This window comes from Mycobacterium sp. ABE4_509, assembly GCF_056160785.1.
The window spans coordinates 1-11,685 of the sequence record NZ_JBSWXU010000158.1; the positions used below are offsets into that span (position 1 = coordinate 1).

The window sequence follows — 11,685 nt, forward strand, 5'->3', positions numbered from 1 at the left end:
GGCGTAGCCGGGGAACCGGGGCGCTTGCCGCGGCCGCGGCGACGTCGGCGGGCAGCCCGACGGCGGCCGCTCCGCCGGGTTCGGTCGAGGCGATGCGGAAGGCATTGGCCAGCGTCTCGCACACATTGTCGGGGTCGTCGACCTCGCCGCAGAACTTGGTGACCGGGCCCAGCAGCGCTGCGGCGTCCATCGACTGGTGAGTTCGCTTGAGCCGGTCGGCGCGGGCCACCGCACCGCAGACGGCCACCACCGGGTCCTGTTCGGTGGTCGCGGTGAGCAACCCGGTGGCCAGGTTGCTGGTGCCCGGTCCCGAGGTGACCAGAACCGCACCGGGGACGCCGGTCAGCCGGCCGACGGCGGCGGCCATGAACGCGGCGTTCTGCTCGTGGCGGCACACCACGACTTCGGGGCCGCCGTCGCTCAGTGCGTCGTAGACGGCGTCGATCTTGGCGCCGGGCACACCGAAGACGTGGGTGACGCCGGCGGCGGCGAGCGCGTCGACCACCCGCCGGGCAGCGCGGACGTCGGACGGGGTACCGGTTCGGGTGGGCGTCACGAAGGCTCCATCGAACGTCGTCATGCGGTTGCCAGTGGGAGGTGTCGGCCGACGCCTCCGGCGCCGATCTCGGTGCGTGGGAAAAGCCTATGCCGTGGTGGGAGCTCCGGCACCCCGCGGTGGAGCGCGCGCCCATTGCCGACCCCGTTAGGGTGAGAACCGTGACCCACTATGACGTCGTCGTTCTCGGAGCCGGCCCCGGCGGGTACGTCGCGGCCATTCGTGCCGCCCAGCTCGGGCTGAACACCGCCATCGTCGAACCCAAGTACTGGGGCGGTGTGTGCCTGAACGTCGGGTGCATCCCGTCCAAGGCGCTGTTGCGCAACGCCGAGCTGGCCCACATCTTCACCAAGGAAGCCAAGACGTTCGGCATCAGCGGGGAGGCCAGCTTCGACTACGGCGTGGCCTTCGACCGCAGCCGCAAGATCGCCGACGGGCGGGTGACCGGCGTTCACTTCCTGATGAAGAAGAACAAGATCACCGAGGTGCACGGCTACGGGAAGTTCACCGGGCCCAACAGCATGGAGGTCGACCTCAACGAGGGCGGAACCGAGACGCTCGAGTTCGACAACGCGATCATCGCGACCGGATCGAGCACCCGGCTGGTCCCGGGAACGTCCCTGTCGGAGAACGTCGTCACCTACGAGAAGCAGATCCTGTCGCGCGAACTGCCCGGGTCGATCATCATCGCCGGCGCCGGTGCGATCGGCATGGAGTTCGCCTACGTGCTCAAGAACTACGGCGTGGACGTCACCATCGTCGAGTTCCTGCCGCGCGCGCTGCCCAACGAGGACGCCGAGGTCTCCAAGGAGATCGAGAAGCAGTACAAGAAACTGGGCGTCAAGATCCTCACCGGCACCAAGGTCGAGTCCATCGACGATGACGGGTCGACGGTGACGGTGACGGTCAATAAGGACGGCAAGTCCCAGGAGCTCAAGGCCGACAAGGTGCTGCAGGCCATCGGCTTCGCGCCCAACGTCGAGGGCTTCGGCCTGGAGGCGGCCGGCGTCGAGCTGACCGACCGCAAGGCCATCGGCATCGACGACTACATGCGCACCAACGTCGGCCATATCTACGCGATCGGCGACGTCACCGCCAAACTGCAGCTGGCCCACGTCGCCGAGGCGATGGGCGTAGTGGCCGCCGAGACCATCGCCGGGGCCGAGACGCTGCCGCTCGGCGACTACCGGATGATGCCGCGCGCCACGTTCTGCCAGCCGCAGGTCGCCAGCTTCGGGCTGACCGAGCAGCAGGCCAAGGACGACGGGCATGAGATCGTCGTCGCGAAGTTCCCGTTCACCGCCAACGCCAAGGCGCACGGCATGGGAGACCCCAGCGGCTTCGTCAAGCTCATCGCCGACGCCAAGTACGGCGAGCTGCTGGGCGGTCACCTGATCGGCCACGACGTCTCCGAGCTGCTGCCCGAGCTGACGCTGGCACAGAAGTGGGATCTGACGTCCAGCGAGCTGGCCCGCAACGTGCATACCCACCCGACGATGTCCGAGGCCTTGCAGGAATGCTTCCACGGGCTGGTCGGCCACATGATCAACTTCTAATTGAGGGCGATCTGGGTAGCCGGGGTCGGCGGGCTGGTGCTCGGCCACGTCCTGTGGCTGGCCGGCATCTCCGCGGCGATCGCCAGCAACGACATCTCGATGTGGGTGCTGGTGGTTGCCGGCGTGTCGCTGTCGGTCGGGGTGCTGGCCGGCTTGCTGGGCTGGCGGGCCTTCGGCCGCAAGACCCGCAAGGGCGAGGTCTGGGCGGCGTTCCTGTGGGGGTTGCCGCTCTCCCCGGTGTTGCTGTCGTTGGTCGTGCTGGGCGTGACCTATCTCTAGCCTTTCGCTCGGGCGATCGTGATCATGCGATGACATCGCATTTCGCTGCTTGACGGCGTTCACCGGTGACTTTGACAATGATCCGGTGGGCGATGGGGCGGGCAGCAACTTGCTGCTCGAGTGGTGGCGTCAGCGCGACGACTACCAGTGGCGGATCGAGTTCCTCAGCAGACGCGGCCTGCTCTCGACGCTGCGCTATCTGATCGCCGGTATCGGCGCCGTGATGGGCTTGCTGTCGGTGCTCAACGTCTTCGATCCCCCGGTCGACGGAGTGTTGTTGCGGATCGGCTGGGCGGTGGTGGGCGTCGGGTCGCTGGCCTGGGCGGCGCGCTGGGCGCTGCTGCCGTGGCCGACGGCGCGCGCATCGGCGGCGCTGGTCGTGTACGTCGACGTGCTGATGACGCTGTCGGCGTTGTTGTTCGGTGACCCCAACCTGGCGATGTCCGGGATTCCGATCCTGTTGTGTGCGGGTGGCTACGTGGTGTTCTTCCACGGTCCCCGGCTGCACCTGGTGCACATCGGCTGGTGCACGGTCTCGGTCGTCGGTATCGCGGTGTGGCTGGCTGCGGCGACTCCCGATCACGGCCTGCAGATCGCGGTGTCGCGGGCGGTCATCGCGCTGCTCGTCACGGTGTGCATCCTGCCGGCGCTGCAGTTCGGATTCTGGTTGCTGCAGGGCAGTTCGAAGCAGGCGCTGACCGACCCGCTGACCGAGCTGACCAATCGGCGCGGACTGAACGTCTCGCTCGAGCGGCTCAACGAGAGCGCGCCGCCCGACACCCAGTTGTGCGCGATTCTCATCGACGTCGACGGCTTCAAGGGGATCAATGACGTTGCGGGCCACGCCGTCGGCGACGAGGTGCTGATCCGCACGGCGCGCCGGATCCGGGCCAGTGTGCGCCGCGCTGCCGTGGTGGTGCGCTGGGGTGGCGATGAGTTCCTGGTGGTCGACCGCATCCCGGCCGGTCAGGCCGCGCAGGTCGCCGAGCGGATCCGCGCGGCGGTCTCGGCGCCCGCTCGGCCGGCGGTGACGGTGAGTATCGGCCTGGCCACCTGCTCGCTGCCCGGTATGGACCTCGACCAAGCGGTCACGGCGGCCGACGCGGCGATGTACGAGGCCAAGGCGCGTGGCGGCGACGGTGTGGTCAGCACCCTCGGCCCGCGCTGGGCCGAGCGCGGACTCAGACCTGCTGACGCTGAAGAGGTGGTGCGGGCCGCAGGTGCGGGTGCAGGAACCCGAGCACCGCGTCAGCGGCGGCGAACCCCCCGAGATGGCTCTCGTCGGGCATCAGGGTGAGCTCGACGCTGGGCAGATGTTCGGCGGCGGCCTGTGCGTCGGGCAGCGAGATGATCGAGTCCGCGTCGCCGTGCCACCACCGCACCGGTACCCGGACATCGGCCAGCCGGAAACCCCAGTCCCGCCCGAACAGCCGTGCGTCGTCGAGCAACGCCTGGAACCGGCCGTTGGCCACGTGGACGATGTCGTCGATGAACATCGCCTCGATCTCGGGGTTGGCGAACACCGCCTTGTCGCCGTCGGGCATCGCCGCCGACAGCCCCCGGTAGGCCAGGTGCGCGAGCGGAATTGCCGGCATCAGCATGCCCGCGGTCACGGTGGCGAACGGTTTGCGCATCAGCGAGGTCACCGGTGCGAACCTGCGGGCCAGCTTGATCGCCCCGCTGCAGGTCGCATCCGGGCCGACGGCGGGAGTGACGCCACCGAGCACCGCGACCGCGGCGACCCGTTCGGCCAAGGCCGGCATCCCGGCGCAGGCCAACGCGAAGGGGCCGCCTCCAGATAGGCCGACGACGCCGATCTTCTCGGCGCCGAGCAGGTCGGCGATGTGTGCCATGTCGGCGGCCCAGTCGCCGATCCGGTGGTAGCGGTGCGGATCACTCATTCCCGATCCGGCGCGTTCGACGACGACGACGCGCAGGCCGAGGTTCTCGGCGGCGCGCCGCCCGACGATGGGGAACTGTCTGCGACCCCCGGGGGTGCCGTGAAACCACAGCACGACGGGTCCGTTCGGGTCGCCGAACTCCGCATAGCCGATGCGGCGGCCGTCGGGCAGGAAGAAGCGGCCCTCGGCGCGGGGCGGCTCGCTGCGCGGGACTCCCGGCGGAAAACGCCACGGGTTGGTAATGGCCATCACTTCGTCGTCTCTGACGTGATCGAGCTCATAGCGCAATGGTAGTCGCGGCTGCGACCGTCACGGCGGCGGCGTCGTCGTCAGTCGTCGAAATCCAGCGGGACCTGCAGGGTCGTGATCGTCGCGGCCAGCCCGTCGTACTGCGCTGCCAGCATGCAGAACTCGATCAGCTGGGCGCGGGTGTAGTGGCGGGCCAGCGCCTGCCACGTCTGGGCCGACACGCCGCGGGTGACGACGAATTCGTCGGTGGCCGTGATGAGCACCCGTTCCCGCTCGGTCAGCCCGGCGGCGTCGGGGCCGGCGAAGATCCTGGCCTGGAAGTCGGCGTCGAGTCCGCGGCTGCGGGCCAGGCGGCGGTGCTGCTGCAGCTCGTACTCGCAGTCGCGCAGATGCCCGACCCGCAGGATCACGGTTTCGGCGTCGCGGCGCGACAGCTTGCCCGCGTAGAGCAGGTAGCCCGACATCGGCAGCCACACCGGGAACAGCAGGCGGTGCTGACCGAGCACGGTGAACAGGGAGAACCGGGGGGCCCGGATGCCGCGGGCGCCGAGCTTGGCGATGACCCAGTTAACCGGGCCCAGCTCCTTGAAACCGCCGGGTGGGATGCGGGCGGGTGGCGGGCTCATGACGGCTTCACCAGGTACGGCGACACCGTGGAGCGGTGCTCGTCGATGTCGAGGGCGTGGCCCAGCGCGGGGAACGCCCGCTGCGGGCAGTTGTCGCGTTCGCACACCCGGCAGCCGGCTCCGATCGGGGTCGCGTTCTCACCGCTCAGATTCAGCCCCTCCGAGTAGACCAGCCGCTGCGCGTGGCGGAGTTCGCAACCGACGCCGATGGCGAAGGTCTTGCCGGGCTGACCATAGCGCGAGGCACGGCGTTCCACGGTGCGCGCCACCCACATGTAGCTGCGCCCGTCGGGCATCTCGGCGATCTGCACGCCGATCTTGCCCGGGTTGGCGAACGTCTCGTAGACGTTCCACAGCGGGCAGGTTCCGCCGGTGCTGGAGAAGTGAAAACCGGTGGCGGACTGCCGTTTCGACATGTTGCCTGCGCGATCGACGCGGACGAAGGAGAACGGGACGCCGCGCAGCGACGGGCGCTGCAGGGTGGACAACCGGTGGCAGACGGTCTCGTAGCTGACCGAGTAGTACGCCGAGAGCCGTTCGATGTCGTAGCGGAACCTCTCGGTCACGTCGTGGAACTGACCGTAGGGCAGCACGGTCGCGGCGGCGAAGTAGTTGGCCAGGCCCTTGCGTGCCAGCTTGCGGGCCTCCTCGCCGGTGAACTTGCCCTCGTCGACGAGTTTGTCGATCAGCTCGCCGTACTCCAGGTAGGCGAGTTCGGCGGCCAGCCGGATCACCGTCTGCCCTGCCGACAGGTGGGCGCTGATCTGCAACCGCTTGGAGGCGGGGTCGTAGCGGTGCAGAACGCCCTCGCCGAGGTCGATGCTGCGGATGATGGTCACCCCGTGCACGATGCGCAGCCGGTCGGACAGGTCGCCGACCAGTTCGCCGCGGGTGATGCGCATTCCGGTGGTGAGTTCCTCGGCGGCGGTGTCGAGTTCGTCGAGGTAGTTCTGGCGCTGGTAGAAGTAGTCGCGCACCTCTTCGTGGGGCATCGAGATGGATCCGGTTCCGCTGCTGTCGTTGAACCGGTCCTCGGTGGCCGCGGCCAGCCGGGTGGTGGTGAGCTGGTACCGCCGGTGCAGGTTGACCATCGCCTTGGCCAGCGCCGGGTGGGCGCCCACCATGTCGGCGACCTCGGCCGGATCGACGTCGACGTCGAGGTCGCGGTCGAGCAGCACTTCGCGCAGTTCGGCGATCAGACGGGTGTCGTCCTGGGAGGCGAAGAACGTCGCGTCGACGCCGAACACCTCGGTGATGCGCAGCAGTACCGCCACGGTCAGCGGCCGGACGTCGTGTTCGATCTGGTTGAGGTAACTCGGCGAGATGTCGAGCATCTGGGCCAGCGCGGCCTGGCTGAATCCGCGTTCGCTGCGCAGCTGCCTGACCCGGGCGCCGACGAAGGTCTTGGGCACGTCAACCACCGTAACAATGCTGCGAAGAACTTGTTTGCAGCGTTGGCAACACCCGGGGGTGTGGCAGTATCGGGATCCGTGAGTACCACCGGGGGTTCTGCTGCCCCGTCCGCGCAGTCTCGGGGGCTGGCCAAGGCGATGATGCCGGTGCCGGATCCGCATCCGGACGTCTTCGACCGGAACTGGCCGCTGCGCGTCGCCGACATCGACCGGGTCGGCCGGCTGCGCTTCGATGCGGCCACGCGCCACATCCAGGACGTGGGACAGGACCATCTGCGCCAGCTCGGTCACGAGGAGACCCACCCGCTGTGGATCGTGCGGCGCACGATGATCGATCTGATCCGGCCGATCGAGTTCCAGGACACGCTGAGGCTGCGCCGGTGGTGCTCGGGCACCTCCAACCGGTGGTGTGAGATGCGGGTGCGCATCGACGGACGCAAGGGCGGCCTGATGGAGTCCGAGGCGTTCTGGATCAACATCAACCGCGAGACCCAGGGTCCGGCGCGCATCGCCGACGACTTCATCGAGGGTCTGCAGCGCACCACCACCGAGGGCCGGCTGCGCTGGAGGGCCTATCTGCAGGCGGGCGGCCGCGAGGACGCCACCGAGATCCGCGAGTACCCGGTGCGGGTCGCCGACATCGACCTGTTCGACCACATGAACAACTCGGTCTACTGGTCGGTGATCGAGGACCATCTGTTCGGCGCGCCCGAACTGCTGCGCGGGCCGCTGCGGGTCACCATCGAGCACGACGCGCCGGTCGCGCTCGGCGACAAGCTCGAGATCCTGACCCACGTGCATCCCGCCGGGTCGACGGATCGGTTCGGTCCCGACCTGGCCGATCGGACTGTTACAACGCTCACATATGCCGTCGGCGACGAGACGAAAGCCGTCGCGTCGATCTTCCCGCTCTGAACCGCTCCGGTTAACAGTACGGGCGTACTGACCTGCGCAGATGGGTTACCGGGCGGTAACGTCTGAACCGGTTCAGTCCAAGATCGACTTCGCAATCTTTGCAACTTTGCGTCTGGCCTTGGCGAAAGTTGGCAATGAAAACAACTGGACCTGCGGTTATTGCTTGGTGCATCCTCGGACTATCACGCCAGTGAAAAAAGCTGGAGCGTTAACAACCGCATGTAAGGAGCCACCCAATGTCGACCGTGGGCACGCCGAAGTCCCCCGAACAGATCCAGCACGACTGGGACCACAACCCGCGCTGGAAGGGCATCAGCCGCACCTACACCCCGCAGGACGTGGTGGCGCTGCAGGGCACCGTCGTCGAGGAGTCCACCCTGGCCCGCCGCGGCGCCGAGGTGCTCTGGGAGCAGCTGCACGACATGGACTTCGTCAACGCGCTGGGCGCGCTGACCGGAAACATGGCCGTCCAGCAGGTGCGTGCCGGGCTCAAGGCCATCTACCTGTCCGGCTGGCAGGTCGCCGGCGACGCCAACCTCTCCGGACACACCTACCCCGACCAGAGCCTCTACCCGGCCAACTCGGTGCCGCAGGTGGTGCGCCGGATCAACAACGCGCTGCTGCGCGCCGACGAGATCGCCAAGGTCGAGGGCGACCGCTCGGTCGAAAACTGGCTGGCCCCGATCGTCGCCGACGGTGAGGCCGGCTTCGGTGGCGCGCTCAACGTCTACGAGCTGCAGAAGGCCATGATCGCCGCCGGTGTCGCCGGATCGCACTGGGAGGACCAGCTGGCCTCGGAGAAGAAGTGCGGCCACCTCGGCGGCAAGGTGCTCATCCCGACCCAGCAGCACATCCGCACCCTGACCTCGGCTCGGCTGGCCTCCGACGTGGCCGACGTGCCCACCGTCGTCATCGCCCGTACCGACGCCGAGGCCGCGACCCTGATCACCTCCGACGTCGACGAGCGCGACCGCCCGTTCATCACCGGTGAGCGCACCGCCGAGGGCTTCTACCGGATCAAGAACGGCCTCGAGCCGTGCATCGCCCGCGCCAAGGCCTACGCCCCGTACTCCGACCTGATCTGGATGGAGACCGGCACGCCGGACCTCGAGCTGGCCAAGAAGTTCGCCGAGGGCGTCAAGAGCGAGTTCCCCGACCAGATGCTGGCCTACAACTGCTCGCCGTCGTTCAACTGGCGCAAGCACCTCGACGACGCGACCATCGCCAAGTTCCAGAAGGAGCTCGGCGCGATGGGCTTCAAGTTCCAGTTCATCACCCTGGCCGGCTTCCACGCGCTGAACTACTCGATGTTCGATCTGGCCTACGGCTACGCCCGCAACCAGATGAGCGCCTACGTCGAGCTGCAGGAGCGCGAGTTCGCCGCCGAGGAGCGCGGCTACACCGCCACCAAGCACCAGCGCGAGGTGGGTGCGGGCTACTTCGACCGGATCGCCACCACCGTGGATCCGACCTCGTCGACCACCGCGCTGACCGGTTCGACCGAAGAGGGCCAGTTTCACTGAGTCCGACCAAGTCCGCTGACGATGCGCGGCCCCCGGGCCGTTGATCGTGACATCAGGCCCCGTCCTTATATTGGGCGGGGCCTGATGCTGTCCGCAGAATCGAGGAGAGACCCGTGAGTATCGAACGAGTCGGCGTCGTCGGCGCCGGGCAGATGGGCGGCGGTATCGCCGAAGTGTGCGCCAAGGCGGGCGCGCAGGTGCTGGTGTACGAGCCGGCCGAGGAACTGGTGGCCGCCGGGCGGCAGCGCATCACCGCGTCCCTGGAACGCGCGAAGGCGAAGGGCAAGCTGGCCGCCGACGACTTCGAGGTCACGCTGGCGCGGCTGTCCTACACCACCGACCTCGCCGACCTCGCCGACCGTCAGCTCGTCATCGAGGCGATCGTCGAGAACGAGGCCGTCAAGGCGCAGGTCTTCGCCGAACTCGACCGCGTCGTCACCGACCCCGGCGCGGTGCTGGCGTCGAACACATCGAGCATCCCGATCATGAAGATCGCCGCCGCGACACAGAATCCGAGCAGGGTTCTCGGTCTGCACTTCTTCAACCCGGTGCCCGTGCTCCCGCTGGTCGAGGTGATCGACACCATCGTCACCTCCGCCGACGCGGTGGCCAAGGTGGAGAAGTTCGCCGGTGAGGCGCTGGGCAAGAAGGTGGTGCGCTGCGGTGACCGGTCGGGCTTCATCGTCAACGCGCTGCTGGTGCCGTACCTGTTGTCGGCCATCCGGATGGCCGAAGCCGGGGTGGCCAGCGTCGAGGACATCGACACCGCGGTGGTGGCGGGTCTGTCCCACCCGATGGGTCCGCTGCGGTTGTCCGATCTGATCGGGCTGGACACGATGAAGCTGATCGCGGACTCCATGTACGACGAGTACAAGGACCCGCACTATGCGCCGCCGCCGCTGCTGCTGCGGATGGTCGAGGCGGGCCAGCTCGGCAAGAAATCCGGCAGGGGATTCTACAGCTACTGACGCGCCGATACGCTGATGTGAATATTTCAGGTTCGTTAGATAACCTCTCTTAGGAGAATGTGATCTGTCGGTTCAGCAGTCAGCCGGAGCGTGGCGACCCCACGCCGGCCGACTCGGCCGGCGACGAGCCTGTTAGGGGTTGTCGGAGTATGTCCAATGCCATGTCGGAACTGGAACCGTTCTACGAGGAATCGCAGTCGATCTACGACATCTCGAACGAGTTCTTCGCGTTGTTCCTGGGGCCGACCATGGGCTACACCTGCGGCTACTACGAGCGCGAGGACATGACCCTCGACGAGTCGCAGAACGCCAAGTTCGACCTCGCCCTGGGCAAGCTGGGCCTGGAGCCCGGCATGACGCTGCTTGACATCGGCTGCGGCTGGGGTGGCGCACTGGAGCGGGCCGTCACCGAGTTCGACGTCAACGTCATCGGCATCACGCTGAGCAAGGCTCAGTCGGAGTGGGCCCGCGAGCGGCTCGCCAAGATCGACACCGACCGCAGCATCGAGATCCGGCTGCAGGGCTGGGAGGAGTTCGACCAGCCCGTCGACCGGATCGTGTCGATCGGTGCGTTCGAGGCCTTCAAGGCCGAGCGGTATCCGATCTTCTTCGAGAAAACCTACAACATCCTGCCGTCCGACGGCCGCATGCTGCTGCACACCATCCTGGCCCACACCCAGGCGTTCTTCCGTGAGAACGGGATCAAGCTGACCCTCAGCGACCTGAAGTTCATGAAGTTCATCGGCGACGAGATCTTCCCCGGCGGACAGCTGCCCGCCGTCGAGGACATCGAGAAGCTGGCCGCCGGCTCCGGGTTCAATCTCACCCGCACGCACCTGCTGCGGCCGCACTACGCGCGCACGCTGGACATGTGGGCGGCCAACCTGGAGGCGGCCAAGGACCAGGCCATCGCCATGCAGGGGCAGGAAGTCTACGACCGCTACATGAAGTACCTGACCGGCTGCGCCGACTTCTTCCGCCGCGGTATCACCAACATCGGCCAGTTCACCCTGGAGAAGGGCTGAGCCAACCCCGCTGCCGGAGCGCACTCCCGGCTCGGCTGAGGATGCCGTTTCTGTCGTAGCGCAGGTGCCGGGAGCTGACCCGGACGATCAGCCAGCCGCGGCCGGCCAGGAATTCCAGCCTGTTGATGTCCTCGGCGTGGACGTCGGGATCCGACCAGTGCTGACTTCCGTCGTACTCGACCCCGACCAGGTACTGCGGCCAGCCCATATCGATGCGGCGGACCACCTTGCCGCGGTTGTTGCGCACCGGTATCTGGGTGCTGGGCCGGGGCAGCCCGCCGCGCACCAATAGCAGCCGCAAGTGTGTCTCCGGCGGAGACTCTGCCCCGCCGTCCACGAGTTCCAGGGTGGTGCGTAACTGTCGGCTGCCCCGTGCTCGCGGATAGCGGTCGGCCACCGCGGCGATCTCGGATGGGGTGCACCGGGTCGCGTTGAGCAAGCTGTCGATGCGAACGACGGCGGCGTCACCCGATGTCCGCCTGCCGATGTCATAGGCGGTCCGGGCCGGGGTGGTGCAGTCGATGCTCTCGACCAGGCACAGCTCGTCGCCGGCGATGGCGCCCCGGTGCACGACGATCCCGGGGGCGGCGGTGGCGCGGGTCCTGGCGAGTTCGGCAGGTGCATCACCCGGTAGCCAGCGGGCGCCCAGCAGGGCCGCCGCCGACAGCCCGGCCA

General features: G+C 67.8%; 12 protein-coding genes. 7 read left to right on the forward strand and 5 right to left on the reverse strand.

Features of this window, described 5'->3' with window-relative positions; translation table 11 throughout:
- Positions 1-556: thiamine pyrophosphate-binding protein (locus tag ACXAID_RS23930; RefSeq protein WP_475024673.1), on the reverse strand; the 556-nt coding region annotated here is incomplete at its 3' end.
- 161 nt (positions 557-717) lie between these two features.
- Here ACXAID_RS23930 and lpdA point away from each other — a divergent pair.
- The 3 genes from lpdA (at position 718) to ACXAID_RS23945 (ending at position 3,688) form a co-directional block, all read left to right on the forward strand.
- A complete protein-coding gene (gene lpdA, locus ACXAID_RS23935; RefSeq protein WP_475024674.1) occupies positions 718-2,112 on the forward strand; it encodes a dihydrolipoyl dehydrogenase in 1,395 nt (464 codons plus the stop codon).
- Complete coding sequence (locus tag ACXAID_RS23940; RefSeq protein WP_475024675.1) at positions 2,113-2,391, forward strand: hypothetical protein; 279 nt, start codon at positions 2,113-2,115, stop codon at positions 2,389-2,391.
- A gap of 85 nt (positions 2,392-2,476) precedes the next feature.
- Positions 2,477-3,688, forward strand: a complete 1,212-nt coding sequence (locus ACXAID_RS23945) for a GGDEF domain-containing protein (RefSeq protein WP_475024676.1) — start codon at positions 2,477-2,479, stop codon at positions 3,686-3,688.
- Here ACXAID_RS23945 and ACXAID_RS23950 read toward each other — a convergent pair.
- The 3 genes from ACXAID_RS23950 to ramB all read right to left on the reverse strand — a co-directional run bounded on the left by ACXAID_RS23950 (position 3,573) and on the right by ramB (position 6,579).
- A complete protein-coding gene (locus tag ACXAID_RS23950) occupies positions 3,573-4,541 on the reverse strand; it encodes an alpha/beta fold hydrolase (protein WP_475024677.1) in 969 nt (322 codons plus the stop codon). The genes ACXAID_RS23945 and ACXAID_RS23950 overlap by 116 nt on opposite strands.
- Positions 4,542-4,621: 80 nt before the next feature.
- A complete protein-coding gene (locus ACXAID_RS23955) occupies positions 4,622-5,167 on the reverse strand; it encodes a carboxymuconolactone decarboxylase family protein (protein WP_475024678.1) in 546 nt (181 codons plus the stop codon).
- Complete coding sequence (gene ramB / locus ACXAID_RS23960; protein WP_475024683.1) at positions 5,164-6,579, reverse strand: acetate metabolism transcriptional regulator RamB; 1,416 nt, start codon at positions 6,577-6,579, stop codon at positions 5,164-5,166. Before ramB ends, ACXAID_RS23955 begins: the two co-directional genes overlap by 4 nt.
- Positions 6,580-6,717: 138 nt before the next feature.
- Between ramB and ACXAID_RS23965 the strand changes: the two genes are divergently transcribed.
- The 4 genes from ACXAID_RS23965 (at position 6,718) to ACXAID_RS23980 (ending at position 11,010) form a co-directional block, all read left to right on the forward strand.
- Positions 6,718-7,494 (forward strand): acyl-ACP thioesterase domain-containing protein, encoded by a 777-nt coding sequence (locus ACXAID_RS23965; RefSeq protein WP_475024684.1) that lies wholly within the window; start codon positions 6,718-6,720, stop codon positions 7,492-7,494.
- Between the two features lie 236 nt (positions 7,495-7,730).
- Positions 7,731-9,017 (forward strand): isocitrate lyase, encoded by a 1,287-nt coding sequence (gene aceA / locus ACXAID_RS23970; RefSeq protein WP_475024679.1) that lies wholly within the window; start codon positions 7,731-7,733, stop codon positions 9,015-9,017.
- A 113-nt stretch (positions 9,018-9,130) separates the two neighbouring features.
- Positions 9,131-9,985, forward strand: coding sequence for a 3-hydroxybutyryl-CoA dehydrogenase (locus tag ACXAID_RS23975; protein WP_475024680.1), 855 nt, complete (start codon positions 9,131-9,133; stop codon positions 9,983-9,985).
- A 161-nt stretch (positions 9,986-10,146) separates the two neighbouring features.
- A complete protein-coding gene (locus ACXAID_RS23980; RefSeq protein WP_475024681.1) occupies positions 10,147-11,010 on the forward strand; it encodes a cyclopropane mycolic acid synthase family methyltransferase in 864 nt (287 codons plus the stop codon).
- Here ACXAID_RS23980 and ACXAID_RS23985 read toward each other — a convergent pair.
- The coding region (locus tag ACXAID_RS23985; protein WP_475024682.1) for an endonuclease domain-containing protein at positions 10,991-11,685 on the reverse strand (695 nt) is incomplete at its 5' end. The two genes, ACXAID_RS23980 and ACXAID_RS23985, sit on opposite strands and share 20 nt — an antisense overlap.